This window comes from Streptomyces virginiae (genome assembly GCF_000720455.1).
Classification (GTDB): domain Bacteria; phylum Actinomycetota; class Actinomycetes; order Streptomycetales; family Streptomycetaceae; genus Streptomyces; species Streptomyces virginiae.
The window spans coordinates 388,039-413,920 of the sequence record NZ_JOAK01000016.1; the positions used below are offsets into that span (position 1 = coordinate 388,039).

Annotated in this window: 24 protein-coding genes; 10 read left to right on the plus strand and 14 right to left on the minus strand. The window is 73.8% G+C overall.

The genetic code is table 11. The annotated features are described in order from the left end of the window. Positions 1-231 precede the first annotated feature (231 nt). Positions 232-882, minus strand: coding sequence for a TIGR03086 family metal-binding protein (locus IG86_RS0124005; RefSeq protein ID WP_030899495.1), 651 nt, complete (start codon positions 880-882; stop codon positions 232-234). Positions 883-979: 97 nt separating this feature from the next. Here IG86_RS0124005 and IG86_RS0124010 point away from each other — a divergent pair, with 97 nt between their 5' ends. Further along, entirely contained in the window at positions 980-1,951 is a 972-nt protein-coding gene (locus IG86_RS0124010) for a helix-turn-helix transcriptional regulator (RefSeq protein ID WP_037849796.1), read from the plus strand. Between the two features lie 172 nt (positions 1,952-2,123). Here IG86_RS0124010 and IG86_RS0124015 read toward each other — a convergent pair whose 3' ends face one another. Further along, positions 2,124-2,786: a response regulator gene (locus tag IG86_RS0124015; RefSeq protein ID WP_030832911.1), complete on the minus strand. Its 663-nt coding sequence runs from the start codon at positions 2,784-2,786 to the stop codon at positions 2,124-2,126. After that, positions 2,761-3,933: a sensor histidine kinase gene (locus tag IG86_RS0124020; protein WP_030899497.1), complete on the minus strand. Its 1,173-nt coding sequence runs from the start codon at positions 3,931-3,933 to the stop codon at positions 2,761-2,763. Before IG86_RS0124020 ends, IG86_RS0124015 begins: the two co-directional genes overlap by 26 nt. A 175-nt stretch (positions 3,934-4,108) precedes the next feature. Between IG86_RS0124020 and IG86_RS0124025 the strand changes: the two genes are divergently transcribed. The 6 genes from IG86_RS0124025 to IG86_RS0124050 all read left to right on the plus strand — a co-directional run bounded on the left by IG86_RS0124025 (position 4,109) and on the right by IG86_RS0124050 (position 11,235). Beyond that, positions 4,109-6,376: an MMPL family transporter gene (locus IG86_RS0124025; RefSeq protein WP_030899499.1), complete on the plus strand. Its 2,268-nt coding sequence runs from the start codon at positions 4,109-4,111 to the stop codon at positions 6,374-6,376. 256 nt (positions 6,377-6,632) lie between these two features. Continuing rightward, complete coding sequence (locus IG86_RS0124030; RefSeq protein ID WP_030899501.1) at positions 6,633-7,289, plus strand: hypothetical protein; 657 nt, start codon at positions 6,633-6,635, stop codon at positions 7,287-7,289. A gap of 150 nt (positions 7,290-7,439) precedes the next feature. After that, a complete protein-coding gene (locus IG86_RS0124035; protein ID WP_030899502.1) occupies positions 7,440-8,282 on the plus strand; it encodes a MerR family transcriptional regulator in 843 nt (280 codons plus the stop codon). 451 nt (positions 8,283-8,733) lie between these two features. After that, entirely contained in the window at positions 8,734-10,029 is a 1,296-nt protein-coding gene (locus tag IG86_RS0124040; protein ID WP_157854873.1) for an MFS transporter, read from the plus strand. An 88-nt stretch (positions 10,030-10,117) separates the two neighbouring features. Then, entirely contained in the window at positions 10,118-10,681 is a 564-nt protein-coding gene (locus tag IG86_RS0124045) for a zinc metalloprotease (RefSeq protein ID WP_030832929.1), read from the plus strand. A gap of 2 nt (positions 10,682-10,683) precedes the next feature. Further along, positions 10,684-11,235, plus strand: a complete 552-nt coding sequence (locus tag IG86_RS0124050; protein ID WP_157854874.1) for a hypothetical protein — start codon at positions 10,684-10,686, stop codon at positions 11,233-11,235. 107 nt (positions 11,236-11,342) lie between these two features. On the opposite strand, the gene IG86_RS43070 is transcribed toward IG86_RS0124050, so the two are convergent. The 3 genes from IG86_RS43070 to IG86_RS0124065 all read right to left on the minus strand — a co-directional run bounded on the left by IG86_RS43070 (position 11,343) and on the right by IG86_RS0124065 (position 13,806). After that, positions 11,343-11,492, minus strand: a complete 150-nt coding sequence (locus tag IG86_RS43070) for a hypothetical protein (protein WP_157854875.1) — start codon at positions 11,490-11,492, stop codon at positions 11,343-11,345. Between the two features lie 47 nt (positions 11,493-11,539). Further along, complete coding sequence (gene thpR, locus IG86_RS0124060; protein WP_037942892.1) at positions 11,540-12,124, minus strand: RNA 2',3'-cyclic phosphodiesterase; 585 nt, start codon at positions 12,122-12,124, stop codon at positions 11,540-11,542. A 74-nt stretch (positions 12,125-12,198) separates the two neighbouring features. Then, a complete protein-coding gene (locus IG86_RS0124065; protein ID WP_030899509.1) occupies positions 12,199-13,806 on the minus strand; it encodes an FAD-binding oxidoreductase in 1,608 nt (535 codons plus the stop codon). 77 nt (positions 13,807-13,883) lie between these two features. Here IG86_RS0124065 and IG86_RS0124070 point away from each other — a divergent pair, with 77 nt between their 5' ends. After that, a complete protein-coding gene (locus IG86_RS0124070) occupies positions 13,884-14,522 on the plus strand; it encodes a TetR/AcrR family transcriptional regulator (protein WP_037942893.1) in 639 nt (212 codons plus the stop codon). A gap of 44 nt (positions 14,523-14,566) precedes the next feature. Here the strand turns inward: IG86_RS0124070 and IG86_RS0124075 are convergent, their stop codons facing one another. The 8 genes from IG86_RS0124075 to IG86_RS0124110 form a co-directional block, all read right to left on the minus strand. Continuing rightward, entirely contained in the window at positions 14,567-15,184 is a 618-nt protein-coding gene (locus IG86_RS0124075; RefSeq protein WP_030832945.1) for a TetR/AcrR family transcriptional regulator, read from the minus strand. Further along, complete coding sequence (locus IG86_RS0124080) at positions 15,181-16,143, minus strand: 3-hydroxybutyryl-CoA dehydrogenase (protein WP_078906015.1); 963 nt, start codon at positions 16,141-16,143, stop codon at positions 15,181-15,183. Before IG86_RS0124080 ends, IG86_RS0124075 begins: the two co-directional genes overlap by 4 nt. Positions 16,144-16,248: 105 nt before the next feature. Beyond that, the gene (locus IG86_RS0124085; protein ID WP_030899514.1) at positions 16,249-17,421 is read right to left on the minus strand and encodes an acyl-CoA dehydrogenase family protein; all 1,173 of its coding nucleotides are present in this window, start codon (positions 17,419-17,421) and stop codon (positions 16,249-16,251) included. 55 nt (positions 17,422-17,476) lie between these two features. Continuing rightward, positions 17,477-18,649, minus strand: coding sequence for an acyl-CoA dehydrogenase family protein (locus tag IG86_RS0124090; RefSeq protein ID WP_030899517.1), 1,173 nt, complete (start codon positions 18,647-18,649; stop codon positions 17,477-17,479). Between the two features lie 34 nt (positions 18,650-18,683). Further along, positions 18,684-20,753 (minus strand): acetate--CoA ligase family protein, encoded by a 2,070-nt coding sequence (locus IG86_RS0124095; protein ID WP_030899520.1) that lies wholly within the window; start codon positions 20,751-20,753, stop codon positions 18,684-18,686. 1 nt (position 20,754) lies between these two features. Beyond that, entirely contained in the window at positions 20,755-20,946 is a 192-nt protein-coding gene (locus tag IG86_RS0124100; protein WP_030899523.1) for a ferredoxin, read from the minus strand. Continuing rightward, the gene (locus IG86_RS0124105; RefSeq protein ID WP_051785366.1) at positions 20,943-22,277 is read right to left on the minus strand and encodes an NADH-ubiquinone oxidoreductase-F iron-sulfur binding region domain-containing protein; all 1,335 of its coding nucleotides are present in this window, start codon (positions 22,275-22,277) and stop codon (positions 20,943-20,945) included. The genes IG86_RS0124100 and IG86_RS0124105 overlap by 4 nt, the downstream gene beginning before the upstream one ends. Then, a complete protein-coding gene (locus tag IG86_RS0124110) occupies positions 22,274-22,747 on the minus strand; it encodes a hypothetical protein (RefSeq protein ID WP_030899528.1) in 474 nt (157 codons plus the stop codon). The genes IG86_RS0124105 and IG86_RS0124110 overlap by 4 nt, the downstream gene beginning before the upstream one ends. Before the next feature lie 390 nt (positions 22,748-23,137). Here IG86_RS0124110 and IG86_RS0124115 point away from each other — a divergent pair, with 390 nt between their 5' ends. Further along, on the plus strand, positions 23,138-24,490 hold the full coding sequence (locus IG86_RS0124115) for an aromatic ring-hydroxylating oxygenase subunit alpha (RefSeq protein ID WP_244306044.1): 1,353 nt from the start codon (positions 23,138-23,140) through the stop codon (positions 24,488-24,490). A 261-nt stretch (positions 24,491-24,751) separates the two neighbouring features. After that, entirely contained in the window at positions 24,752-25,882 is a 1,131-nt protein-coding gene (locus IG86_RS0124120) for a polyamine ABC transporter substrate-binding protein (protein WP_030899531.1), read from the plus strand.

The following is a 25,882-nucleotide window of genomic DNA, read 5'->3' on the forward strand; positions in this document are numbered from 1 at the left end:
CGCGTATGTCCCATCTGCGGGACCCTCCGAAGGGCAGGACGACGGCGGCTCACCCGCGTCCGACGGACGGCTTCGACAAAACGGTACGGCCGGACGGAGCATCGCCCGGGCCGCGCGCACGGGTAGTGCCAAGGCGGCGTCGCGGGCTCTGTCTGGAGGGGTTGCGGGGCTGACCTTGAGCAGCCCCTTCCGGCAGACTGATCCAGGAGGCGGCCCGCCGCACGGGGGCCCTCAGGGCCGGCGTCCGGCCCAGGCCACGAGCCGGTCGATGGCCGGGGCCCCGGGGTCCACGTCCACCACCTCTGCGAAGGGGATCCGCCCGCCGCGGGTTTCGGCCGGCAACGCACGGCGTACGACGCCGATCACACGCTCGATGAGGGCCGCGTCCCAGTCCGGGTGCTGTCCCGTCGCCCTAGCCAGGTCCCAGGTGTGCACCGTGAGTTCGTGGGTGTAGACGGCCGCTGCGGCCGCGCCCGGCAGGACGCCCATCGGCAGGCGCAGCTGCCGGCCGAGGATGCCCGGATCCGCCCACACCTCCGCGACCTCGCGGGCGCCCGGCACCCAGGCCTGCGCCCATGCGCCGTCGGCGATCTCGTCGGCGAAGGACGGGACGCTGAACGGGTCCTCGCCGCGCCCGATCACCGAGATCCGGCGGACGACGGCGACGAGGTGGCTCGACAGCCGCCGTACGTCGAACTCGTCGCAGGGGGTCTGAGCGTCGTACTGCTCGGGCCGCACGGCGGCCAGCGTACGGCCCGCCAGCTCGACGGCCGCGGCGAGGTCGGTCCGCGGATCGAAGGGGGAGGGGGAGGGGGAGGAGGGGGCGGCGACGTCGCCGGTGGAGTCGGACGGGGTGTCGATGAGCTGCTCGGTCTTGTTCATGGGTTCATCGTGCAAGCGAAAGTGGCCACCTTCTGGCCAGTTTTCCGACGAGAATGAAAGGCGACGACGCGGCACCCACGAAGGAGGAAAAGGCCAGATGAGAGCCGACCGGCTGGTGGCGACCCTGCTCTTCCTCCAAGAACGCGGCCGCGTCACCGTCCCCGAAGTGGCCACCGAACTGGAGGTTTCCGAGCGCACCGCGCGCCGAGATCTGGAGGCCTTGGCCGCGGCCGGCATCCCCGTCTACTCGCAGCGCGGCCGCGGCGGCGGCTGGTCCCTCGTCGGCGGGGCCCGTACCAACCTCACCGGACTGACCGCCGACGAGATCCGGGCGCTCTTCCTCGTCACAGGCCCCCTGTCGGCCACCCCCGAACTGCGCACCACGCTGCGCAAGCTGGTCCGGGCCCTGCCGCCGACCATGCGGGCGCAGGCCCAGGCCGCGACCCGCGCGGGGGTCGTCGACGCCACGGACTGGTCCCGCAACGCCGTCACCGCCGATGCCGCCCACCGCTCCGCGCTCCAGGGCGCCGTCGTGGACGGGATCCGCGTCCGCCTCGGGTACGCGGGGGTCGGCAAACCAGTCGGCGAACGCACCGTCGACCCCCTCGGGCTCGTGGCCAAGGCGGGCGTGGACTACCTGGTCGCCGGTACGGACAAGGGCCTGCGCACCTTCCGGCTCAGCCGGGTCACCTCCGTCGAGCCGACCGGTGAACCGGTGGTCCGGCCGCCCGACTTCGACCTCGCCACGGCGTGGCGGACGCTGTCCGGAGCCTTCCAGGACGGCATGAACGCGGTGACCGCCCGGGCCCGCGTCCACCCCGGCACGCTGGCCCTCCTGCAACGGTTCCTCGGCGGCCGCGTGCGCGTCGGAGGTCCGCTGCCCGACGGCTGGACCGAGGTGTGGGTCGACGGCCCGGCCGCCAAGGCCCTGGCAGGACATCTGGCCGGGCTGGGAGCGGGGGTCGAGGTACTGGAGCCGCCCGAGGTACGACAGTGGCTGGCCCGGATCGCCGCCGAACTCACGGGGATGTACGCGGGGGAGGAACCACAAGCACCCCACGGCCCGTAGCCGATGGCGAAAGGACTCGGTCGAAGACGGCCGCACCGTTCGCCGGTTGCGGGGAGGGCCCTGCGTGAGGATCCGGCCCGCGGTGCACTCCTCGGGGCGCCCGGTGAAGCCGACCGGTGCACTGATGTCCGGGCTGGGACATGGGACATGGGACATGGCCCCGGCACCCGGCTCAGGTTCCGGGGAGGATGCGGCGCGTTTCGTAGGCCCACATCGCGATCTCGACCCGGTTGCGGGCGCCGAGTTTGGCCATCAGGCTGGCCAGATGCGTCTTCACCGTGCTGAGACTGATGTGCAGTGCATCGGCGATCTCGGTGTTGGTCAGCCCGCGAGCGACGGCGAGGAGCACCTGCTCCTCGCGGGCGGTGACGGGGGAGACCGGCTGGGCCACGGGCCGGCCGGCGGGCAGGTCCGCGAACGCCTGGAGCAGACGGACGGTGACGCTGGGCGCGATGAGCGCCTCACCGCCGGACGCCGACCGCACGGCCTGGGCCAGAAGGTCCGGTCCCGTGTCCTTGAGGAGGAATCCGCGGGCGCCGGCACGCAGCGCGCCGTAGACGTACTCGTCGAGGTCGAACGTGGTGATGACGACGACGGCCAGCGGGTCGGCGACGCCCGGGCCGGCGACCAGCCGGGTGGCCTCGAGCCCGTCGAGTACGGGCATGCGGATGTCGAACAGACAGACGTCGGGGCGCAGTTCGCGGGCCAGACGTACCGCCTCCCGCCCGTCGGCGGCCTCGCCGACCACCTCGATGCCGGGCTGGGCGTTCAGCATGATCCGCAACCCGGTGCGGATGATCGTCTGGTCGTCAGCGACGAGGACGCGAATGGACACCGCTCTCGCTCCTCGCTCTCGGCAGTTCGGCGTCGACGTGCCAGCCCCGGTCGGTACCGGGGCCGGCTCGTAGTGTGCCGCCGAGCAGCGTCGCGCGCTCGCGCAATCCGGTAAGTCCGTATCCGTCGCGACCCCGGCCGGTGCGCCGGCCGTTGTCGCGCACGCTCACCCGCACCGCGTGCCGTTCGGCGGCGACCCGGACGACGACCTCGGTCGCGTCGACCGCATGGCGCATCGCGTTGGTCACCGACTCCTGCACGATCCGGTAGACGGCCGCGTCCACGGCCGGGGGCAGCGCGTCCAGCTCGCCGTCGAGTCCCAGGTCGACCCTGAGGCGACCACCCGGGGTGCGCACCAGGCGTTCCAGATCCGCGACGCCGGCAGGCGGCGCCAGCTCGGCGCCGACCCCGCGGTCGCGCAGCGCGGCGACCATGGCGCGCATCTCCTCCAGCGTGCGCGCCCCTTCCTCCTCGACCCCCTCCAGCGCCTCGACGGCGGCGGACGGGTCGGTGCCCGCGAGCACCCGGCCCGCCTGAGCGATGATCACCATGGCCGACACGTGGTGGGCCACCGTGTCGTGCAGTTCCCGGGCGAGCTGCTCGCGCTCGCGGGAGCGCAACTGCTCCAACTGCCGCTCGCGAGCGGTCACCCGGAACCGCACGGCAGACCCGACCACGCCGGGCAGCAGCAGGAAGACGAAGCCCACGACCTTTTCGACGACGGGGGTCTCGTCCGTGACGACACACAGCGCGCCTACCGCGAGGACCACCGCGCCGCCCAGCACGATCTCCCGTCCCGATCCCCACCGGGGCAGCGCGTACACGAGCACGAGCACGACCGCGCCGGTGTACAGGCCGACGGGCTCGGCCGGTGCTGCGACGAGCGAGGCCACCGGAAGCAGGATCACCGAGCCGAACGCCAGCGTCACCATCGCCAGCGGGCGGGTCCGGCGCCACAGGAGCAGCAGGCACAGCCATACGGTGAACACCACCGCCACCGGCCGCCACACGACGTTCTCGCGCAGGGTGGCCTCCAGCGCCACACCGGCAAGGCCCGCGGCGAGCAGCGCCCAGTCCCGCCACACCCGGGCGGGCGCGTCGGGCGGCCGGGGTTCGGTCCACAGGGTTCGCAGGTCGTCTCGGTGCACGGTTCTCAGCCTAGGGACCGCGGCGTGCCGCGCATCGGCCGAAAGGACGGGTCGTCACTCCGCCCCGGGGCCGACGGATCCGCGGCCTGCGGGCCGATGCCGCGGAGCGCCGTGGCGACGAGCCTCGGCATCGGCGGCCGTACAAGGACGGCCGACGAGGTGGTTGGAGGACCCGATGCTCTCGAAAGCCCTGTTGCGCCTGGGCGCAAGTGCCGCCCGCCATCCCTGGCGGGTGATCGCGGCATGGCTGATCGCCGCCACGCTCGCCGTCCTCGCCGCCGTCGCCTTCGGCGGGCGGACCGCGGACTCGATGACCGCTCCGGGACTGGACTCCCGACGGGCCGCGGAACTGATCGAGCGGGCAGGCACCGGCCAGGAGGGGATGACCGCCCAAGTGGTCGTCACCCCCCGCGACGACGGTGCGACGTTCTTCGACGACGACGTGCGCGCCGCTCTCACGCGGCTGCGGGCCGAGGTGCAGCGGCTGCCGCACGTGCTCGGCACGAGCGACCCGGCGGGGGCACTCGGCGCGGGCGGGGACACCGCCGTGCGCGGCGGCCTGGTCTCGGCCGACGGGCGGATCGCGGTCGTCCGGGTGCAGTACCCCGGCCAGAGCCGGCTGTCGGCCGAAGACCTCGACGCCCTCGTCGATCTCGGCGACCGGCTGCGCGCCGAACTGCCCCTGCGCATCGAGATGGGCGGGGGCCTCTTCTACGCCTTCTCCGACCCCGACGGCGGCGCGAGCGAGTTGATCGGCCTCCTCGCCGCGGCCGCGATCCTGTTCCTGGCGTTCGGTTCGCTCGTCGCCGCCGCGCTGCCGATCGGCATGGCGGTCTTCGGGCTGACCGTCGGGGTCGCCACGATGACGGTAGTGGCGGGGGTGACGGACGTCCCCACCTTCGCACCGGTCCTGGGCAGCATGGTCGGGCTCGGAGTGGGCATCGACTACGCGCTGTTCGTGCTCGCCAGGCACCGGGAGTACCTCGCGCGCGGGCTCGATCCGCACGCGGCTGCCGGACGAGCGGTGGCCACGGCGGGGCGGCCGGTGGTCTTCGCCGGTGGCACCGTCGTCGTGTCGATCCTCGGCCTGGCGGTCGCGAACGTGCCGTTCATGACGGTGGGCGGGGTTGCCGTCTCGATCGTCGTCCTGACGATGGTGCTCGCGTCGGTGACGCTGCTGCCAGCCTTCCTCGGCGCGGCGGGTCCGCGGCTGGGCCGGGCCGGCCGGATCGGCCGGGCTCTTCGGGCCGGGCGGTCGGGCCGCCTCGGCCGACGGCGGGACACGGCGGCGGGCGCCGTCCCCGCCGCCGGGTGGCGGCGCTGGATCGGGCACGTCGGCCGGCACCCGGTGGCGTACGCGGTCGGCGCGGCGGCGCTGCTGCTGACGGCGACGCTGCCCGTGCTCGGCCTGCGCGTCGGCCTGCCCGACGACGGCTCACTGCCGCAGAGCCGTAGCGAGCGCCGTGCCTACGACCTCGTCGCCGAGGGGTTCGGCCCGGGCACCAACGGTCCCCTCGTCATCGCCGCGGACCCCGCCGGTGATCCGGGAGTGGTGGACCGTCTCGTCGCGACGGTCGCGGCGGATCCGGGCATCGCGTCCGTCGCGCCGACGCACATCGACGGTGCCACCGGCGTCGCGATCCTCGTGGTGTTCCCGACCACCAGCCCTCAGGACAGGGCCACGGCCGACACCATCGCCCGGCTGCGCACCGAGGTGCTGCCTACGGCGATCGGGCACGGCCCGGCCAGGGCGCACGTGGGCGGCGCCGCCGCGAGCCTGTCCGACGTGGGCCGACGCACCAGCGAACGCCTGCCGGCGTTCGTCGCCGCCGTGCTGGCGCTCTCGTTCCTGCTGCTGATGCTGGTCTTCCGTTCGGTCGTCGTACCGCTCAAGGCGGTGCTGCTGAACCTGTTGAGCATCGGCGCGGCCTACGGGGTCATGGTCGCGGTCTTCCAGTGGGGCTGGGGCGGTGCGCTCATCGGGCTGGAGGCGACGGTTCCGATCGTGTCGTTCATCCCGATGTTCCTCTTCGCCATCCTGTTCGGCCTGTCGATGGACTACGAGGTGTTCCTCCTCTCGCGCGTGCGCGAGGAGTACGTGCGCACCGGCGACAACGGCACGGCGATCGTGGAGGGCGTCGCGGGCACCGCCCGGATCATCACGTCGGCCGCCCTCATCATGGTGGCGGTCTTCCTGTCCTTCGCCGTCGCAGACGACCCTTCCACCAAGATGTTCGGGCTCGGCCTGGCCACCGCGATCTTCATCGACGCCACGGTCGTACGCATGGTGCTGGTACCGGCGACCATGACGCTCCTCGGCCGGACCAACTGGTGGCTGCCGAAGTGGCTGGACCGGATGCTTCCCCGCGGCCCGGTCGGCACCGACGACCCCGACGCGGAATCCGGGGGTGAGGCCCCGCACCCACGGCTGGTCGACCGTTGACTCAACTCCTGCCCGCCCTTGGCGTCCGGCACCTCAGCGCGTCACCTACGGGCACATCGAGTCGTGATGATCGGGTGGTCCGGGTGAGGTAGCTGTCGGGAGTCTTGCCGTAGGGGTTGCGGACCTCGTTCACACGCCGGTTGCGGAGGTACGCGGCGGCGTGAGTCGCCCGCGCCGGGCGCCTTGCCAGGCTGCCCTGACGACACGTATGTTGAACGCGTTCAATCGGGGGTTTGTGGTGGGGGAATCTCAGAGGGTGTCCGCCCGGCAATGGGGGTGGGCGCTGGCGGCGGTCGTGGCGGCAGCCTTGGTGACGGCCTTCGGGCTCGTGATGGGCCCCTACCTGGCCGGGCTGTTCATCATCAGCGCGGCAGCGGTCGTAGTCCCGTTGATGATGCGGAACCAGCCGAAGCTGTTCGCCCGGGCTTGTCTCGTCGTCGGGGTGGGCCTGCTGGCCTGGGCGATGATCGGCGCCGTCATCGGCATGTTCCTGTTCATCCCGGCGGCCCTGTTGCTGCTCGTCGCCGCCTTCGCCGCGGCCGGCAACCGCCCGGGCGCATGGCTGACCCTGGCCGCGCCCATCGCGGCTGCGGCGGTCGTGGCGGGGTTCTACCTCCAGCCGCCGGACCCGGACAACGAACCGCCACCGTGGTTCAACGCGACACTCGACATCGGCACCCGGGTCCACGACCGGGACTTCGACCGGGACTTCCATCAGCGCAAGGAACGGCTGCGAGACTTCGGCGCCACGCGGGTCTCGGTCCATGAGCGCGGGACCGGTCAGTTCGTACTCGACGTGGGGATACCCGACGCCTTCGCGGAAGGGCAGAGCCAGGAAAGGCCCAAGGAGCAGATCCTGCAGCTGCCGGAGGTCGTCGATCTGCGCTTGTGCACGTTCCACACCTGCGACTGACGCGGGCAGTCGGCGCGGTCGGAACCGAGGGCGGTACCCCGGCCGCCCTGGTGGCCGGGGCTCCTTGCAAATCCCCAGTCCCTGTTTGCACATGCCGTAGCGGCATGTGGTGTCGTCGAGGGCACCACAGCACGAAAGGCCCTGTCTGCGATGTACCCCTCCGCCATGCCTCCCCGCGAGGTCAGGATCGGCGATGCCGCCGCCTTCGCCGGAACCACCCCGCGCGCCATTCGTCACTACCACCAGATAGGTCTGCTGCCGGAGCCCGGACGAGGCGGAGACGGACGCCGCCGCTACGGCTACGACGACATGATCCGCCTGCTGTGGATCCGCAAGATGTCCGAGGCCGGCATCAGCCTGGACGACATGCGGGCCGCCTTCGACGAGGCGGGGGACGTCGAGGACGTCCTGGGCCGGCTGGAGGAGACCCTGGCCGCCCAGGAGGCCGACATCAAGCGTCAGCGCGCGGCAGTCCAGCGCCTGCGGGCCGTGGGCAGCCCACTGGGCCTGCTCTCCCCGTTGGTCACCGACCGGCTCGGCCATCTGCCCTCTGACGCACTGCGCCCCTCCGACCTGGACGCCCTGCTGGTCACGGAACGGATCTTCGGGCCGCTGGGAGCCGCAGTTCAGGCCAGCGTGTTCATCACCCTGGCGACCCATCCCGGCCTGCGGGCCGAGGCAGACCGCCTCGACGCGGCCGACGCCGCCCTCGATGACACCGTCGACCCCCACGACCCGCGGGTCGAGGAACTCGCCGCGCAACACTGCGCCCACCACGAGGCCCTGCTCCAGGCCATTGAAGCCGCCGGACTGGACGTGGCCGAGGAGAAGCTCTTCGAGATCTACGACGCCGAGGCGAGCGGCGAGGCGGACCCCACGATGAGTGCCTTCGAAGCGGTGACCAAGATGCCCTACGGCTTCTCCGCGGCCCGGACGCGGTGCATGGAACTCACGGCACGGCTCCTTGCCGGGGACCTCTCCGCAGACAGCTGATCGCCGGTGCGGCCCTGCGTGAGGATCCCGGATCGGCCGCCGCCACGACCCCTTCACCACCGCCTGGCGTCCCGACCCCGCGCAGCAACCCCGGCACCTCCCGCTCTCGCGGCCGCCGCCGACGTGCTGCCGCCCGGCTTCGCATCGTCAGTCGTCGGACCGCACCCGGCGAGTACACCGGCGGCCAAGGACTGGAGGTCCCCCCCGTCGGCCAGGCGGACCCCCCCGCCAGACATCCCTACGTGTCATGGCGCCGTCCGCTCGCAGGTGCGGGTGGGGGAGGGCCGGCCGGTCCGGCCGTCGTGCACCTCCGTCAGCATGAATGGTCAGCCGCGGACGGGGCAGGCGAGGGCGGAAGTGTGCCTGCTGCAGTTCCTGTGACACATCCGCTCCTTCGGATGGATTCGTGTGCGCGCCCGCGACGTCCTGCCGACGAAAGAATCCGCTGCCCATGAAATTCGCCGGTTCTCCCTCTCGTCCGGCCGAAGGGTCACGAACGCCGGTCCTACGACGGCTCGTCACCGCCAACGCGCTCAGCTCGGTGGGGGACGGCGCGCGGTTCGCCGCGCTTCCCCTCCTGGCGGCCCGGAGCACCGGCGACGTGTTCTGGGTGTCCGCGGTCGCGGCCGCCGGCCGGGTGGCCTGGTTGCTCGCACCCGTCATCGGCACCCTGGTGGACCGCATGCCGGGGCGGCGATCGATGGTCGGCGCAGATCTGGCGCGCTGCGTGATGCTGCTCCTGCTGTTCGCCGTCGTGGCGACGGGGCGGACGTCGGTGACGGCACTGGTGCTGCTGGCGTTGGCCTCGGGCGTGGCCGAGGTGTTCTTCGACTGCGCCGCGCAGGCCGTCGTTCCGATGCTGGCCGCGGACCACGAACTGGAGCGGACGAACGCCCGGGTCATCGCCGCGCAGATCACCGGAACCGGCTTCGTGGGGCCACCTGTCGGGGCCGCGTCGTGGGCGGTGTGGCACCCCTTGCCGTTCCTCCTGGACGGCGTGACGTTCCTGGCCTCGGCGTTGCTGCTGATGGGCCTGCCGTCGCGGACCGCGCCCTCGGAGTCGGGAGCCGACGAGCGGGGCCTGCGGAGCCTGCTGCACGGCACCTGGGCCGGACTGCGGTTCCTGGGGCGGGACCAGGTCTTGCGCCGGCTCATGGTGGTGGTGGCGGTGCTGGGCGTGGGGCAGCAGGCGGTCTACGCGGTTCTCGTCGTGTATGTGGAACGGAAACTCGGGCTGCCGGGCTACGGCTACAGCCTGATGCTGGTCGCGGCCGCCGTCGGCAGCCTCGCCGGAGCGAGCGCGGCGGCCCGCACCGCGCGGTGGCTGGGGTCCGGGCGGAGCCTGAAGGTGGCGGTGTCCGTGTCGGCGCTCAGCTATCTGGTGGTCGCCGTGCTGCCGTGGTGGCCGCTGGTCGCCCTCATGCTGGCCCTCAACAGCGCCGGAGTGGTGCTGTGGAACGTGTGCACCGTGTCGCTCCGGCAACGCCTCGCGCCAGCGCACATGCTGGGCCGCGTCACCAGCGGCTACCGCCTGGCCGCCTGGGGGGCCATGCCGATCGGCGCGTCGGCGGGCGGAGCCCTGGCCCAGCACACCGGGCTCGACGCCCCCTGGGCCCTGGCGGGCCTGCTCCTGTCGGCCTGCCTTCCCCTCCTGCGCGCAGTGCCGTCCGTGAGGCCGGGACCGGCATCGGAGCCGGGGAACGCGGGCACCACCCCCGGGCCGCCCGGAGCCCCCTCCGGCTCATGACGGCCGCCCCCTGCGCAGGGAAGGCCGGGTGGCGGGTGGCCGTGCTGAAACGATCGTCCCCGGCGGGGGCTGCCCTACCGTTGATGGGATGCGCAACTTCTCAGCGGGTCCGGCGGCATTCGCCGCCGTGCTGCTCCTCGCTCCGGCCCCCGCGCACGCCGCGGTGGCGGCGCCGTGCATCGCGAAGTCGGGGAGTGACGCCACCGAGACGCGTGAGGACAGCTCGGTCGACGACGGGGAGATCCGGTGGACGGCGAGCACCAAGTACAAGGCCGAGTACGCCCACGCCAACCGGGCGTGGTCGTACCCGGGGGCGAGGATCAGGATCGCGCCGGATGCGGCGACGACCGTCAACGACCTGAACTACGAGGACTTCTCCGACCCGCGCAGCTCTGCGGCCGGGCTGTGGTCGCGGCGTCCGGGTCCGGCGGCGACGGACCTCGTCCGCTTCAACAAGGCGCGCATGGACACCTACGACCCGGCCACCCGCCGGATGGTCGCGGCGCACGAGCTCGGGCACGCGCTCGGACTGTGCCACAAGTCGGGCAGCGGGAAGAACGCGGTGTCCTCGGTGATGTGGCCGGACGCAGCCCAGTACCCGGACGCCCCGACCGACGTCGACAAGGCCAACCTGAAGAAGCTGTGGGGCTGATCATGGGCGTGAAGGTATGGGTCGGCGGCTGCCTCGTCGCGGCCGTCGCCGCGGCGGGCGCGGCCTGGTTCGCCGCCTCCCAGGAGGCCGGGACCACGCACGCGGTGTGCGGTCCCGATCTGGGCCGTGACGACGTCGTCGCCGCGCAGTCCCAGGCGGTGGCAGTCGTCGAGGCCGTCGAGAACACCCGCTACCGGGAGGACGGCGGCAGCGCCTACCTCACGACCCGGGTGAAGACCCTGGCGGCTCTCAAGGGCGAGTTCGGCGACGTCGTCCACGTGACGCAGGGGGTGAAGAACGGCGGGGCCCCGGGCCGGTACGCCACGGAGGACCCGGACCGCTACGCGGTGCTGGAGCCCGGCCGCCAGTACGTCGTCGCGGTCCAGTCCGGATCGACCGCGGGTACCGCGGGCACCGAGGCGTGGGCCTGGTACGCCGAGCCGGCCGACCGGGGCCTGACGGGGGAGCGGGAACACTGGCGGGAGGCGATCGCCACTCCGCCCGAGACGCCGGCCGGCAGCGCGTGTGAGGACGTGGACGCGTCGGCGGGCTGACCGGGCGCCCCGCCGCGCCCGTGCGCGGGGCCGTCAGCCGGCGGGTGCGTGGCCCGGCGGGGACACCTCGAAGACGTCGTGGACCAGTTCGGCGTGGAGCAGGCAGGTCAGCTGCTGGCGGCGTTGCGCAGGGCGAGGGTGGTACGTGCCGCGGCGGCGAGGTCGGTCTCCCGGACGAGGCGTACGCCGACGACCATGCGGCCGCCGTCCTGTTCCGCCCGCTCGCCCTGGGCGCCCCCGCGGACTCGGTGGCGCACCTCCGCGCGGCGCCGTACGGCGGCCGAACCCCTCTAGCGGACACGACCTAGCCGCCCTGCCGGAAGCTCCAGGCCTCGATGTCGCGGTAGTGGATCGGGCCCGGGCCGCGGCCGATGTTGCTGCCCACCAGGTGCAGGCGGGCGGCCCGCCATCGGCGGCCGGAGAAGTCGGCCAGTCCGGCGGCTGCCTCCACCACGCAGGCGGGATCGTTGCGGCGGGTCCGGGCCAGGGTGAGGTGCGGGCGCAGCGGGCGGTCCTCGAAGGGCACACCGCACTCCTTGACCACGGCGCGCACCTCGGAGGCGAGCAGGTGCAGGCCGTCGAGGTCGCCGTCGACACCGCTCCACAGCACCCGCTCGTCGAAGTGCCCGCCGCCGCGCAGCGCCAGTTCGAGGGCGCGGTGGCCCGCCGCCAGGTCCGCCAGCGGCGGCCGCAGGAGCGGAACGGTCCCGACCGGCAGCTCCCCGAGGAACGCCAGGGTGATGTGCCAGTCCTCGATCCGGTTCCACCGCATGCCCGGGTAAGCCGCGTAGGCGGGCCGCAGCGCCCGCGCGAGCTCCTCCTTGGCGTCGTCGGGCGGGGCGAGCGCTATGAACACGCGGACGGTCGAGGGCTGGATCTGTTCCTTCACAGGAGTCTTCGTACCGTACGCCGCACGCTCCGGTCATCTTCGGGCCCGCCGCAGCGGCGGCGCTGCGCCGCCGCTCAGTCGACGAGCACGCCCGGGTTGAGGATGCCCCGCGGGTCGAGCGCGCCCTTCGCGGCGCGCAGCGCGAGGGCGAAGGGGTCGGGGCGCTGGCGGTCGTAGCCCGGGCGGTGGTCGCGGCCGACGGCGTGGTGGTGGGTGATCGTGGCCCGATGGCGGTGCAGGACGTCGCTCGCCACGGCCTTGAGGTCGTCCCAGAAGGCCACCTCGTCGCCGGGGCGGCCGGCGGCGAGGACGGTGAAGTACGGTGCCGCGCCGTCGGGATAGACGTGGGTGAGGCGGCAGTTGACGGTCGCCGGGTGGCCGGAGGCCTTCAGCGCGGCCTCCCCGACCTCCGTACGGACCGCTTCGATCAGGCCGGGGATCCGGTCCCAGGTGGCCGCCGTCTCGAAGGTCTCCGCGACGGCTCCCATCCGGGCCAGACCGTCGCGGAGGTAGGGCATCCGCAGGAAGGCCGAGCGCCAGGCGCCGACGGCCGCGTCGGTGTCCGCGCCGTCCACGCCGTCCACGCCGCCGCGCCTGCCGCCGTGGGAGCGGGCCAGGTCGACGGCCTGCCCGAGCCGGGCGGTGACCGGCCCGTCCGCGGACTCGAATCCCAGGACGAGCACGGCGGAGCCGTCGTGCGAGGCGCCCGACAGGGCGGCCTCGCCGGCGTCCAGCAGCCGGCAGTTGGCGGGGGAGAGGTCCGACTGGGCGATGGCGCGCACGGCCTCCAGCGCGGCGTGGAAGTCGGTGAAGGCGAGGGAGGCGGACGCCTTGTGGGTGGGGCGTTCCTGCAGCCGCACCCATGCTTCGGTGATGATCCCGAGCGCGCCTTCGGAGCCGAGGAACAGCCGGTCGGGGGAGGGGCCCGCGCCGGACGCGGGCAGCCGCCAGGAGGCGCTCGTGCCGGCGGGCGTGACCACGCGCAGGGACTGGACGAAATCGTCGATGTGCGTGCGCCCGGTGGCGTAGTGGCCGCCGGCCCGGGTGGCGAGCCAGCCGCCCAGCGTCGAGAACTCGAAGCTCTGCGGGAAGTGCCGCAGGGTCAGTCCGTGGGGCCGTAGCTGGTCCTCCAGGCTCGGGCCGAGCGTGCCGGCCTGGATGCGCGCCGCCCGGCCGACGGCGTCGACCTCCAGGACGCGGCCCATGGCGGTCAGGTCCAGGGACAGCACGGCGCGGTGGGCGTCGCCGCGGTACTCCACGCCGCCCGAGACCGAGGAGCCGCCGCCGTACGGGACGACCGCGACCTGCCGCTCGCCGGCCCAGTCCAGCAGGTCGGCCACCTCCCGCTCCTCCGTCGGGCGTGCGACGAGGTCCGGGATGCGGCCGGGGCGTCCGCGCAGGGCCCGTGCGACGTCCCGGTAGGCCTTGCCCATGGCGTGGGCGGCGCGCTCCCGCGGCCCGGTGGCGACCAGGTGCGCCAGGCCGGCGGGAGGCTCCACGGCGGGCCGCTCGATGTCCAGGTCGCGGACGCGCGGGACGGGAAGGGGGTGGGCGAGGGTGCCGGGTATCAGGGCGCCCATCGCGGCGCACTCCGCGTCGTCGGGGTGCGCGTCCGCCCACCCCCACCCCCACCAGGACCGGGTGCGCGTGGCGGAGGTCGGCTGCGGCGTCGTACCGGGCATGGGGCGCTCCAGAGATCGCGGGACGGGAACGTGAGGAACTTACCTTGCGGTAAATTACTTACTGATAATATCCGTCCATGGCAACCCCACGCTCGAAAGCCGGTACCAAGGGAGTCCCGCGGCAGCACCGCCAGCAGCAGATCCTGGCCGCCGCCACGGAGGAGTTCGGCACCCGCGGCTACGCGGCCGCCTCCCTCCCCGCCATCGCCGAGCGCGTCGGGGTCACCAAGACCCTGCTGCACCAGTACTTCGGCACCAAGGAGGATCTGTACCTCGCCTGCCTGGTGCCCGTCGGGGACCGCCTGCTGGACACCGTCCGCACCGCGATGGGCCGCGACGGCACCACCGCGCACACCCCCCTGCGCGTGCTCCAGAGCATCTTCACCGCCCTGGAGGGGCAGCGGGAGGCGTGGTTCGTCCTGTACGACACCTCCCTGCCGGCCGACGGCGCGGCCGCCCGCCGGGCCGCCGAGTACTGGTCCGCCATCGACGCCCTCGCCGCCGGCGGCACCGCCGACCTGCTGCGCGCCGCCGGGTCCGACGACCCCCTGGACGCGGACGCGCTCAAGTACGTGTGGCGGGACCTGGTCGCCACCCTCGTCCGCTGGTGGGTCAAACACCCCGACCAGTCCCCGGAGGCCATGACCCGGCGCTGCGCCCGCCTCTTCGCGGCGGCCGCGGCCCTCACATCCGACCCCGCCGACCCGTTCCGCTGACATTTCCTGCGGCCCCGGCCGGCCGCCTTCGCCGGACGCGTCCGTCACACCTCCGGGAACGTCGGGTCCACCGCCAGCGTGGGGGCGATGGTCCGCCAGATCGTCGAGCGGGCCGTCGCCAGGTCCACCCGGGGATCGTCCAGCATCAGGCGGATGCCCAGACCGTCGCACAGGGCCATGACGAGGGTGCTCAGCGCAGCGACGTCGCAGTCGGCGAACTCGCCCGAGCGAATGCCCCGTTCCACGGCCCCGCCGACCCACGCGTGCAGCTGGTCGTACAGGTCGACCGCCAGGTGCCGGGCCGCCGCGTCGCGCTGGGCGCGCACCCACAGCTCCTGCCAGAGCTTCCAGTCCTGGCGCAGCTCCGCGTCCGACGGCAGCATGCTCCGCAGGATGCGGGCCAGGACGACCGCGGCCGGGACCGAACCGCCCTCGGCGTCGCCGTCCGTGTCCGTGCCGGTCTGCGCGAAGGAGTGCGTCATCGCCTCGGCGAAGAGCTTCTCCCGCGTGTCGAAGTGGTAGTGCAGCAGCGCCTTCGAAACCCCGGCGTGTTCGGCCACCTTGCGCATGCTGACGTTCTCGAAGCCGATGTCGGCGATGACTTCGCACGCGGCCGTGAGGATGCGCTCACGCGTCTCCAGTGCGCGATCGGCCTTGGTCACGTCGTCTGCTCCCCGTGTCGGCGCCCGTGGTCGGGGCGGCTGGGCCCGCTGGCCGCGGCCACCACCCCCTCATCCTCGCGCATCGCGCCGCCTCCCGGACCTCCGTAACGGTGGAAGCCCCGGCCCGCCTTGCGGCCCAGCAGACCGGCGTCGACCATCCGGGACAGCAGCGGCGGCGGCGCGTACAGCGGTTCGCGGTACTCCGCGTACATCGACCGCGCGATGGCCTGCACCGTGTCCAGGCCGATGAGGTCGGCCAGCGCCAGCGGTCCCAGCGGGTGCGCGCAACCCAGGGTCATGGCACGGTCGATGTCCTCGGCCGACGCGGTGCCGCACTCGGCCATGCGGACCGCCGCCAGCAGGTACGGCACGAGGAGGGCGTTGACGACGAACCCCGACCGGTCCCGGGCGCGGACGACCTCCTTGCCCAGCACCTCCGAGGCGAACGCGTGCGTCCGCCGGACGGTCTCCTCGCCGGTGAGGAGCGACGGCACCAGCTCCACGAGCGGAAGAACCGGCACCGGATTGAAGAAGTGGAGGCCGATGACCTGCTCGGGCCGCGAGGTGGCTCCGGCCGGGCGGATCACGGGGATGGAAGAGGTGTTCGTCGCCAGGACGGCGTCGCGCCGCTGCACGACCCGGTCGAGCAGCGCGAAGACCTCCAGCTTCGCCCGCTCCTCCTCGGCGACCGCCTCGACGACGAGGTCCCGGTCCGCCAGCCGGTCCATGTCCGCGGTCACCTCGATCCGGCCGGCGGCGGCCTCCCGTTCGGCCGCGGTCAGCTTCCCGGACGCCGCGGCGCGTTCCAGCGAGCGGCTGATCCGCTCCCGGCCGGCGGCCGCGGCCGTACGGGACGTCTCCACCACCACGACGTCCCGTCCGGCCCGGGCGCACACCTCGGCTATCCCGGACCCCATCAGTCCACAGCCCACGACCCCGACCCGTTCGACATCGCTCATCGCCTCGTCCTCCCTCCACCACTTCGGCCACTACGACACGTACGCGGGCGGTGGTCCGGGCGGCGCCCGACCTGCGCGGCCGCCGCCCGGACCACCGCTGACACCTCACCCCCCGGACGGCATCCGCAGGACGCCCGTGCCGCGCTTGACGAGCTCGCCCGCGACGATCAGGCGCTGGATCTCGGAGGTGCCCTCCCAGATCCGGTCGACGCGCAGCTCGCGGTAGAGACGCTCGACCGGGTACGAGCGGTCGTAGCCGCGGCCGCCGAAGATCTGCAGGCACCGGTCGACGACCCTGCCGGAGGCCTCGCTCGCCGCCAGCTTGGCGATGGCGGCCTTGGCGTGCAGCGTCTTGCGGTCGACCACGCCGGCGTCGACCTCCCACGCGACCTGGTGGGTGTAGGCACGGTTGACGGCGATGTCGACGGCGCAGTCGGCGAGCATGCCCTGGACCAGCTGGAAGTCGGCGATGGGGGAGCCGAACTGGCGGCGCTCCACCGCCCAGTCCCGGGCGAGTTCCAGCGCACGCTCCGCCGCACCGATGGTGCGGGCCGCGATCATCAGCCGCTCCTCGGTGAACCAGGACCGCGTGATGTCGTAGCCCTGCCCCACCTCGCCGAGCACCGCGTCCTCGGGGACGAAAACCTCCGTGAAGGTGAACTCGGGGTGCTCGTAGACGAAGGTGTGCATCCAGCGCGGCACCCGGGTCATCTCGATGCCCGGCGTGTCCTTGTCGACGAGGAAGAGCGTCGGCGCGCGCTCCTCCCCGGCGGCGGCCAGCACGATCATGAAGTCGGCGTGGTCGCCGACGGTGACGAACCACTTCTCGCCGTTCAGCACCCATCCGCCGTCGGCCCGCGTCGCCGTCGTAACGATGCTCTGCGGGTCGGAGCCCGCCTCGGGCTCGCTCACCGCGTAGCAGTCCCGGCGCCGGCCCCGGATCACGGGCACGAGGTAGCGCTCGCGCTGCTCGGGCGTGCAGAAGGACAGGGCGTTGGCCGGCCGCCACACCATGTCCCACAGCGCGCCGGTGAGCCGCCCGAGCTCGGCCTGGACGGTGACCTGCTCCAGGACGGTGAGGCCGGCACCGCCCCACTCCACCGGCATGTTGACGGCCTGCAGCCCGCTGTCGAGGACGGCGTCGCGGATCTCGGTGTGCGCCTGCGCGGGCAGGCCGTTGTTCTCCTCGCAGTCGATCTCGTACTTCATGATGAACTCGGTGAGTTCGCGCGCCGCGCCCCGGAGTTCTTCCTGACGGGCGGTGAGACGGAAGTCCATGTGCTGTCTATCCTCTGGGTCGGGGTGGAGGTGGGTCTTCAAGGGGCGGCGGTCGTCAGGAGGTGGGCAGCGCGAGGGCCCGCGTACCGCGCTTGATCAGCTCGTTGGCGATGATCAGGCGCTGGATCTCGGAGGTGCCCTCCCAGATCCGGTCGACGCGCAGCTCCCGGTACATGCGCTCCACCGGGTAGGAACGGTCGTAGCCGCGGCCGCCGAAGATCTGCACGCACCGGTCGATGACCCGCCCGGCGGCCTCGCTCGCCGCGAGCTTCGCCGTCGACGCCTTCGCGTGCAGCGTCTTGCGGTCGGTCTCCGGCCGGTCCGCCTCCCAGGCGACCTGGTGGGTGTAGGCACGGTTGACGGCGATGTCGACGGCGCAGTCGGCGAGCATGCCCTGGATCAGCTGGAAGTCGGCGATGGGGGAGCCGAACTGGCGGCGCTCCACCGCCCAGTCCCGGGCGAGTTCCAGCGCACGCTCCGCCGCGCCCACGGTCCGGGCGGCGATCATCAGCCGCTCGTCGGTGAACCACTCCTTCGTCAGCTCGTAGCCGTTGCCGACGCCGCCGAGCACGTCCTCGTCGGGGACGAACACATCGGTGAAGGTGAACTCGGGGTGCCCGTTCACCGCGGAGTGCATGAACCGCGGGACCCGGGTCATCTCCACACCGGCTGCCTGCTTGTCCACGAAGAACAGCGTCGCCGCCCGCTCCGGACCCGCGTCGGCCTGCACCAGCAGGAAGTCAGCGATGTCACCGCAGGTCACGAACCACTTCTCGCCGTTCAGCAGCCACCCGCCGTCGGTCCGGGTCGCGGTGCTCGTACCCGAGCCCGGGTCGGAGCCCGCACCCGGTTCGGTCACCGCGAACGCGTCGAACCGCTCGCCGCGGATCACCGGCAGCAGGTACTTCTCCCGCTGCGCCTCGGTGCCGTGCGCGAGGACGTTCGCGGGCCGCCAGGGGATGTCCCACAGGCAGTTGGTGACCTTGCCGAACTCCTCCTCGACGATGACCTGGTCCAGCAGGGACAGGCCCGCCCCGCCCCACTCGGCGGGCATGTTGATCGCGTAGACCCCCGCGTCCATGGCGGCGCGGGTCAGTTCCCGGACGGTGTCGGCGGGCAGCGGGCCGCCGGCCTCCTCGGACCGGTCCTCGTAGCGCATCAGCAGCCGCGCGTAGTCGGCGGCCCGGGCCTGCAGGTCGGCCTGTTCGGGTGTGTAGCGGAAGTCCATGTGTCCTCCAGAGCACAGGGGTGGGGTGGAGCGGTCAGTGCAGGACGGCCCGCGCGTCCAGGGCGAGGGCGCCGTCCGGGCGCACCAGCAGGGGGTTGACCTCCAGCTCGGCGATCTCCGGGTGCGCCGCGGCGACCGTGGTGATGCGCTCGATGACGGCGGCCGCCGCGGCCACGTCGACGGCCGGCCGGCCGCGTACGCCGTCCAGCAGGGCCGCGCTGCGCAGGCCCCGCAGCAGGGCCTCGGCCCGCGCGGCCGGTACGGGCGCGAGGGCGAAGGCGACGTCGCGGAGGGTCTCGGTGAGGACGCCGCCGAGCCCGACCATGGCGACCGGCCCGAACCGGGGGTCCTGGTTCACGCCCACGATCAGCTCGACGCCGTCCGAAAGGTCGGCCATGGCCTCGACCGAGTGGGCGGGCGCACCGAGCCGGGCGTGCATCTCCCGGTACGCGGCGAGGAGCGCGTCCCGGTCGGCGAGGCGCAGCGCCACCCCGCCGGCGTCGGACTTGTGCAGGAGGTGCAGGGCCTTGAGGACGTACGGGCCGTCGAACTCGGCGGCCGCGGCCAGCAGTCCGGCCTCGTCCGTGACCTCGCGGGCCGCCGGGAAGGGAACCCCCGCGGCGCCGACCAGCGCCCGCACCCCGTGGTAGCCCGGGTCCCGCAGGGGCGCCGCCGGGGGCGGCAGGGAGGGGATCCCCGCGGCGTCGGCCGCCGTCCGGCCCGTCATCGCCGCCAGCGCGCGGGCGGCGTCCTCGGTGGCCGCGAACACGGGCACCCCGGCTTCGGCCAGCACCCGGCAGCTCGGCGACTGCGGATACATCGACTGCAGTACCAGCGGTTTCGGCGTGGCGGCGAGGTGCGCGACGATCTCCTTGGCGGCCCGGGCCTCGCCGTCGGCCAGTACGGAACCTCCCGACGGGCCGCCGCCCAGCCCGCCCTCGGAGGCGGCGTACCCGCCGAAGTACCCGGTCATCAGAACGGCGTCGACCTCACCCGCGGCCAGGAGCTCCCGCGCCGTGTCCGCGTACGACAGGGGCCGCTGTTCCCCCATCCCCGCCAGGTCGACGGGGTTGCCGACGGAGGACTGCTCCCACAGCACGGCCCGCAGCCGGTCCTGCGTCGGCCCGCCGAGCTCCGGTACGTCGAGCCCGGCGTCCTCGGCCGCGTCGGCGGCGATCGCGCCGTGCCCGCCGCCGTCGGTGAGGACCGCGGTACGCCGGCCCCGGGTCCGCGGACCCGAGGCGAGCGCGGCCAGCGCGACGGTCATCTCCCTCGGGGTGCGGACGAGTTCGACCCCCGCGTCGCGGCAGGCGGCGGCCACCACGTCGGCCGAGGTGGTCAGCGCCCCGGTGTGCGACTGGGCGCTGCGTGCGGACGCGCTGCCGCGTCCGGCGGTCAGCAGCACCACGGGCTTGCCCGCCGCGGCGGCGGCCGCCGCGAAGGCCCGGCCGTCCCCGAAGTCCTCGGCGTAGACGGCGATGGCGGAGGTGGCCCCGTGGCGGGCGCAGTCCTCGACGAGGTCGACGAGGGTGACGTCGGCCTGGTTGCCGAGGGAGACGAAGCGGGAGAAGCCCAGGCCGTGGGGCTCGCCGCGCAGCTGCAGTTCGAGCGCGAGGTTGCCGCTCTGGCTGAGCAGGGCGACCGCGCCGGGGGCGAAGCGGTCGGAGGCGAGGTACAGCTCGGTGGTGTTGTCGGCGATGCCCAGGCAGTTGGGGCCGACGAGGACCGCTCCGGCGGCCCGCACCCGGTCGGCGATCGCCCGCTGGCGGGCCACTCCCGCGGGCCCGGCCTCGGCGAAGCCCGCGGTGATGGCGACGATCGCCTTCGCCCCGCAGGCCAGCGCGTCGTCGACGGCGGCCTCGAAGCCTGCGCCGGGAACCGAGATCACCACCAGTTCGACGGGTTCGCCGATCGCGGCGAGAGAGGTGGCCGCGGTCCGGCCGAGGACGGTGCCGCCGCGCCGGTTGACCAGGTGCACGGGCCGCCGGTCGGGGGCGCGCAGGGCCTGGGCGGCCACGGCGTGGCCGTACTTCGCCGGATCGTCGCTGGCGCCGACGACGGCGACCGAGCGGGGGTCGAAGAGGGCGGTCAGATCACGGCCCATGTCATCCCTCCAGGCGCAGGGCGGAGTTGGGGCAGCTCTCGGCGCAGGCGCGGGCCTCGTCCTCGGCGCCCGGCGGGACGACGAGGGTGATGAGCCGCGCGTAGCCCCACTCGTCGAGTTCGACCAGGTCGGGTGCGGGTTCCTGGCACAGTCCGTAGCCCTGGCAGCGGGTGGAGTCCAGCAGGAGTTTCATGGCGTTCCTTTCAGCGCGGGCAGCGGGAAGGGGGTGGGGGAGGGGGCCGGCCGGGGCGGCCGGGCCGGGACGGGGGCGCCGGCGACCACCGGGACGGCGACGGTGAGGCGGTGGCGGCCGTCCGCGGGTGCGGCGCCCGCGCACACCGGGCACGGCGCGGCGAGATGGGAGCGGACGAGGTGGGGGAAGGAGCGGAGCAGGCTGCCCGCGATGCCGGCGGCGGCGTCGAGCAGCCCGCAGGCGCCACGGCCCCGCAGCCCCCGCGCCCAGCGGTCCAGGCTGTCCGCGGTGTCCGGGCCGGCGGTCCCGGCGGCGAGGCCGTACAGGGCCTTGCCGACGGCCGCGGTGCCGGAGACGCAGACCCCGCACTGGCGGGCGCTCTCGGCCGCGAGGTGGGCGGCCGCGTCGGCGGCGGTGGTCACGGGGCACCGGCCGGGGGCCAGGAAGTGGATCGCTCCGCAGCCCAGGGCGGTGCCCGCGGCGATGAGCGCGTCGGGCTCCAGGGGGAGGTCCAGCGCGTCGGCGTCCACGAGCCCGCCGAACAGCCCGCCCATCAGGGCTCCGGCGGCGCCGGGATTCCCGTACCGGTCGGCCAGGGCGCGCAGCGGGATGCCGTACGGGACCTCGGTGAGTAGGGGGGAGACCGGCCCGCCGGACAGGGTGACCAGGGTGCTGCGGGCGATGGTGTCGCGCAGGTCGGGCCGGGCGGCGGTGAGCGCGATGCGGGCGAGCGTCTCGACGTTGGAGACCAGGGTGGGTGCCCCGCCGACCCCCTGTTCGAAGGGACGGGGCGGCTTGGCGGTGGGCAGCGCCGGTCCTCCGTCGATCCTGCGGACCACCGACGTCTCCTCGCCGGCGACGTAGGTGTGGTCCGTCTCGACGACCTCGACGGGCAGCGGTGGCGGGTGCTCGGCGAGGGCCCGGCGTACGCTCTCGCCCGCGGCCGGGTCGGAGAGGTAGACGAAGCCGCGGGCGGCGCCGGTGACCGCGGCGGCGCGGGCGAGACCGTCGAGGACCAGGTGCGGGCGGGCCCGCAGCAGCCAGCGGTCCTTGGCCGAGCCCGGTTCGCCCTCCTCGCCGTTCGCCACGACGACCGGGTGGCCGCCGCGGTCGCGTACGGAACGCAGCTTGACGGCGGCCGGGAAGCCGGCGCCGCCGCGGCCGCGCAGCCCGGAGGCGGCGAGGTGGGCGAGCAGTTCACCGGGGCCGGTGGTGGCCCCGTAGCCGCCCGAGGCGCGGTAGGCGTCGGCGCTCTCCGCGATGGCCGGAGCCGTCCCGAGGACGGTGCCCGGCGGCTGCGCCGGGGGGAGCCGGACCGTGGTCGTGGTCATCGGCTGCCTCCTGTCCGGGTGTGGGTGGGGACGGGTGTGTGGGTGGGGGTGTTGCTTCGGGTGCGCAGGGCCCGTACGGCGCTCTCCAGCGCGGTACGGGCCGCCGCGGTGCGGCCGTATCCCGGGCCCGGGAGTCCGATGAGCATGCGGTGGTGGTCGAGGACGACCTCGCCGGCGAGCAGAGCGGCGGCGGGGTCGCCGCTGCGGGACCCGGCGGCGACGCCGGTCACCAGGTCGGTGACCTCGGCGAGGTAGCGGAGCCAGCTGTGCCGGCTGCCGCGCAGGATCAGGCGCTCCACGCGGCGGCGCTCGGCGGCCGCCAGCTCTTCGGGTGTGCGGTCCCGGGGCCGAGCCGGACGCACCGTGGGCCCGGTGCGCGACGAGGCACGCAGGGCGGCGACCGCCGTGGGGAGTTCTCGCTCCGGTTCGGGGGTGAGCCCGAGCCAGTCCAGACGCCGACGACCGCTCATGCGTGCCTCCGGGAGGTGGGATGCCGCCGTCGGCCCGGCGCCCGACGGAGCCGGGTGGCGGGGGAGCGGGGATCGAGGGGTGCGGGCCCGGGCGGGTGCCGGGCGGGCCGCCCGGCCTGCCCGCGCCCTGGTGAACAGGGCGAACGCGGGGCAGCACCGGGTCGGCGACAGGAAAGCACGTTTGCTGACCGATCGGTCAGGCAAGAATCACGCTAGCTGACCGATCGGTCAGTGAACAAGTCTTGACCCGGCGGAAACAAGCCAGCAGTCTGACTGTCCAATCGGTCAGCCCGGTCCCGGCTTCCCGCCCCGACCGCCTGTCCACTGCTGGGCCGCCTCGACATCGAACGCCGACACCGATCGCCGCACGGGCGGCACGGAGGAGTCACGATGCATTCCCGAGCTCCCGAAACACCGCCGGGCCACGCCGGCCCCGCCGGGCCCTCCGGCCGCACCGACGGCGCCGGCCGCACCGGCCCGCCGGGCCGGGTCACCGCGCCCGCCCGGCCCGCCGACGCGACCACCGCCCCGGACGCGCCGGTCCTCGAAACCCCCGCGCCGGACGCACCGGCCCCCGGAGCCCCCGCGCCGGCCGCACCGGCCCCCGGAGCCCCCGCTTCCGCCCCCGGCACCCCGGGCCCCGCGCTCCCGGCGCGCTACTACACCGATCCCGGGATCGCCGCCGCCGAGACCCGGCACGTCTTCGCCGCGTCCTGGCAGCTCGTATGCCACGAGTCCGACCTGCCGGAACCGGGATCCCGCCTCGCCGCCACCGTCGCGGACCGCGAGGTCATGGTGGTCCGCACCGAGGACGGCGGCCTCGCCGCCCACCTCAACGTCTGCCGCCACCGCGGCACACGCCTGGTCACCAACCCCGAACCGGCCGGCAAGGCGATCCGCTGCCCCTACCACGGCTGGACGTACCGCCTCGACGGAAGCCTGGTCGGCGCCCCGGAGGCCCGGCAGATCCCCTGCCTGGACAAGCCGAAGCTCGGCCTGTTCCCGGCCTCCGTGGAGTCCTTCCTCGGCTTCGTCTTCGTCAGCCTCGACCCCGACGCCGTACCGCTGGCCAAGAGCTGCGCGGGCCTCGCGGACGCGGTCGGCCACTACGCCGGAGCCGACCTCGTGCCCGTAGGCCGGGCCCGGATCCACCACCTGGCCGGCGCCGAGGTGCAGCAGGCCAACTGGAAGGTGGCGGTCGACAACTACCTGGAGGGTTACCACGTCCCGGTGGCCCACCCCGGCCTGATGCGCCTGCTCGACTACCAGGGCTACACCTGCGAGATCGAGGAGAACTACGCGCTGTTCGCCTCCCCGCTGCGCGACAAGCCGTCCTCGAACTGGGCCGAACGCCTCTACCAGCGCATCGCCGCCCCCATGCCCGGCCTCGCCGAGGCCGACCGCCGCATCTGGCGGTACGCGGTCATCTACCCCAACACCCTCATCGACTTCTACCCGGACCACGTACTGGCCTGGACGGCGATCCCCACGGCCGTCGACCGCGTGGCCGTGCCCGGCGCCTTCTACACCCGGCGGGGTACCAGTTGGCGCACCCGCCTCGCCCGGCGCCTGAACATCCACATCGGCTGGATCACCAATGACGAGGACGCCGAACTGGTCGCCCGCGTCCAGAAGGGGCTCACCACCCCCGGCTTCGAGCCCGGACCGCTCTCGCGCCGCGAGTCCGCCGTCGGCTGGTTCGCCGCCCGCATCCGCGCCGCCCTCGACGGCGCCGAACCGTAGGGGAGTCTCGCCGGTCAGGCCGGTCCGACCTGACGGACTCCTCCCCGCACGCCCCGGGCGCCGCACCCCCACCGCGCCCCACCCGCACCGCACCGCACCACCGGCCACGCCCCGGGCACGGCACGGCACCGCCCCCCGCCGTACGCACCCCGCCCTACGCACCCGGCGTAGGCGCCCGCCGTCCCCGCGCCCACCGTTCGACCGAGCCCCCACCTTCCGCTCGTTCCCGCCGTCCCCCTGCGGCCCTACGGAGAGGACCCCATGTCCCCCGAGGCACTCCCCCCGACCAGACGCCAGTTCCTGCGCGTCGGCACCGCCGCCGCCCTCGCCCTCACCACCGCCGGCTGCGGCTTCGCGTCCGAAGCCGACCCGGCCGACGGGAAGACCGCCGAAACCCCCATCGACGTCCGGGTGGACGGCGACCTCGTCTACTTCAACTGGGCCGACTTCGTCGACCCGGCCGTCTTCGAAGGCTTCCAGAAGGAGTACGGCGTCAAGGTCATCCAGTCGAACTACGACTCCATGGAGGGCATGGCCGCCAAGCTCAACGCCGGGAACCGCTACGACATCGTCTTCCCCACCGCGAAATGGGCGCAGCGCCTCGCCGACGGCGGCCGCCTGCGCACGATCGACCACTCCCGGCTGCGCAACGCCGACTCGGTGTTCGGCGGATACGGCTACTTCGCCGACCCCTGGTACGACGCGCGCTCGGCCCACACCGTGCCCTTCACCATGTACAAGACCGGCATAGGCTGGCGCCGGGACCGGCTCGGCGACCTGACCGGCTCCTGGGACGACCTGTGGAACGACCAGGCCAAGGGCAAGGTCTTCGTCCTCGACGACCGTGACGAGGTGCTCGGCCTCGGTGCGCTCAAGCTCGGCCTCGACCTCACCACCGGCGACCACGGCGATCTCGCCCGCGTCACCGACACCCTCCGCTCGCTCCGCCCCCGCCTGCGCGGATTCTCCAGCGACAGCTACAACAACCTGCTCAACGGCAACGCCGACATGACCCAGGCCTGGAGCGGCGACATGGCCGCCATGCTCGCCCAGGCCGAGGACCCGGCCGTCTTCGGCTTCGAGGTCGCCCGCGAGGGCGCCCCCGTCAACTCCGACTGTTACGCCATCCCCGCCAACGCGCAGCACCCCGGCACCGCGATGCTCTTCATCGACTACATGCTCCGCCCCGAGAACGTGAAGAAGAACATCGAGTACATCGGCTACCCCATGCCGGTGCGCGGCACCGAGGACACGTACGCCGCACTCGTCGAACCCTTCCCCCAGTGCGTGGTGACCGCCGACGACCTCAAGGCCGACCTCTTCTTCCGCAACGGCGACGCCCGGGCCGAACAGGCCCGCGACGCCGCCTGGACCGACGTGAAGGCCGGCTGA

Bases quoted from the DNA above. Each gene is read 5' to 3' on its own strand.
- IG86_RS0124120 (WP_030899531.1), top strand. From the start codon at position 24,752: ATGTCCCCCGAGGCACTCCCCCCGACCAGACGCCAGTTCCTGCGCGTC.
- IG86_RS0124110 (WP_030899528.1), bottom strand. From the start codon at position 22,747: ATGAGCGGTCGTCGGCGTCTGGACTGGCTCGGGCTCACCCCCGAACCG.
- IG86_RS0124100 (WP_030899523.1), bottom strand. From the start codon at position 20,946: ATGAAACTCCTGCTGGACTCCACCCGCTGCCAGGGCTACGGACTGTGC.
- IG86_RS0124085 (WP_030899514.1), bottom strand. From the start codon at position 17,421: ATGGACTTCCGTCTCACCGCCCGTCAGGAAGAACTCCGGGGCGCGGCG.
- IG86_RS0124115 (WP_244306044.1), top strand. From the start codon at position 23,138: ATGCATTCCCGAGCTCCCGAAACACCGCCGGGCCACGCCGGCCCCGCC.
- IG86_RS0124045 (WP_030832929.1), top strand. From the start codon at position 10,118: ATGCGCAACTTCTCAGCGGGTCCGGCGGCATTCGCCGCCGTGCTGCTC.
- IG86_RS0124105 (WP_051785366.1), bottom strand. From the start codon at position 22,277: ATGACCACGACCACGGTCCGGCTCCCCCCGGCGCAGCCGCCGGGCACC.
- IG86_RS0124040 (WP_157854873.1), top strand. From the start codon at position 8,734: ATGAAATTCGCCGGTTCTCCCTCTCGTCCGGCCGAAGGGTCACGAACG.
- IG86_RS0124070 (WP_037942893.1), top strand. From the start codon at position 13,884: ATGGCAACCCCACGCTCGAAAGCCGGTACCAAGGGAGTCCCGCGGCAG.
- IG86_RS0124080 (WP_078906015.1), bottom strand. From the start codon at position 16,143: ATGAGCGATGTCGAACGGGTCGGGGTCGTGGGCTGTGGACTGATGGGG.
- IG86_RS0124035 (WP_030899502.1), top strand. From the start codon at position 7,440: ATGTACCCCTCCGCCATGCCTCCCCGCGAGGTCAGGATCGGCGATGCC.
- IG86_RS0124050 (WP_157854874.1), top strand. From the start codon at position 10,684: ATGGGCGTGAAGGTATGGGTCGGCGGCTGCCTCGTCGCGGCCGTCGCC.
- IG86_RS0124025 (WP_030899499.1), top strand. From the start codon at position 4,109: ATGCTCTCGAAAGCCCTGTTGCGCCTGGGCGCAAGTGCCGCCCGCCAT.
- IG86_RS0124065 (WP_030899509.1), bottom strand. From the start codon at position 13,806: ATGCCCGGTACGACGCCGCAGCCGACCTCCGCCACGCGCACCCGGTCC.
- IG86_RS0124005 (WP_030899495.1), bottom strand. From the start codon at position 882: ATGAACAAGACCGAGCAGCTCATCGACACCCCGTCCGACTCCACCGGC.
- IG86_RS0124090 (WP_030899517.1), bottom strand. From the start codon at position 18,649: ATGGACTTCCGCTACACACCCGAACAGGCCGACCTGCAGGCCCGGGCC.
- IG86_RS0124095 (WP_030899520.1), bottom strand. From the start codon at position 20,753: ATGGGCCGTGATCTGACCGCCCTCTTCGACCCCCGCTCGGTCGCCGTC.
- IG86_RS0124010 (WP_037849796.1), top strand. From the start codon at position 980: ATGAGAGCCGACCGGCTGGTGGCGACCCTGCTCTTCCTCCAAGAACGC.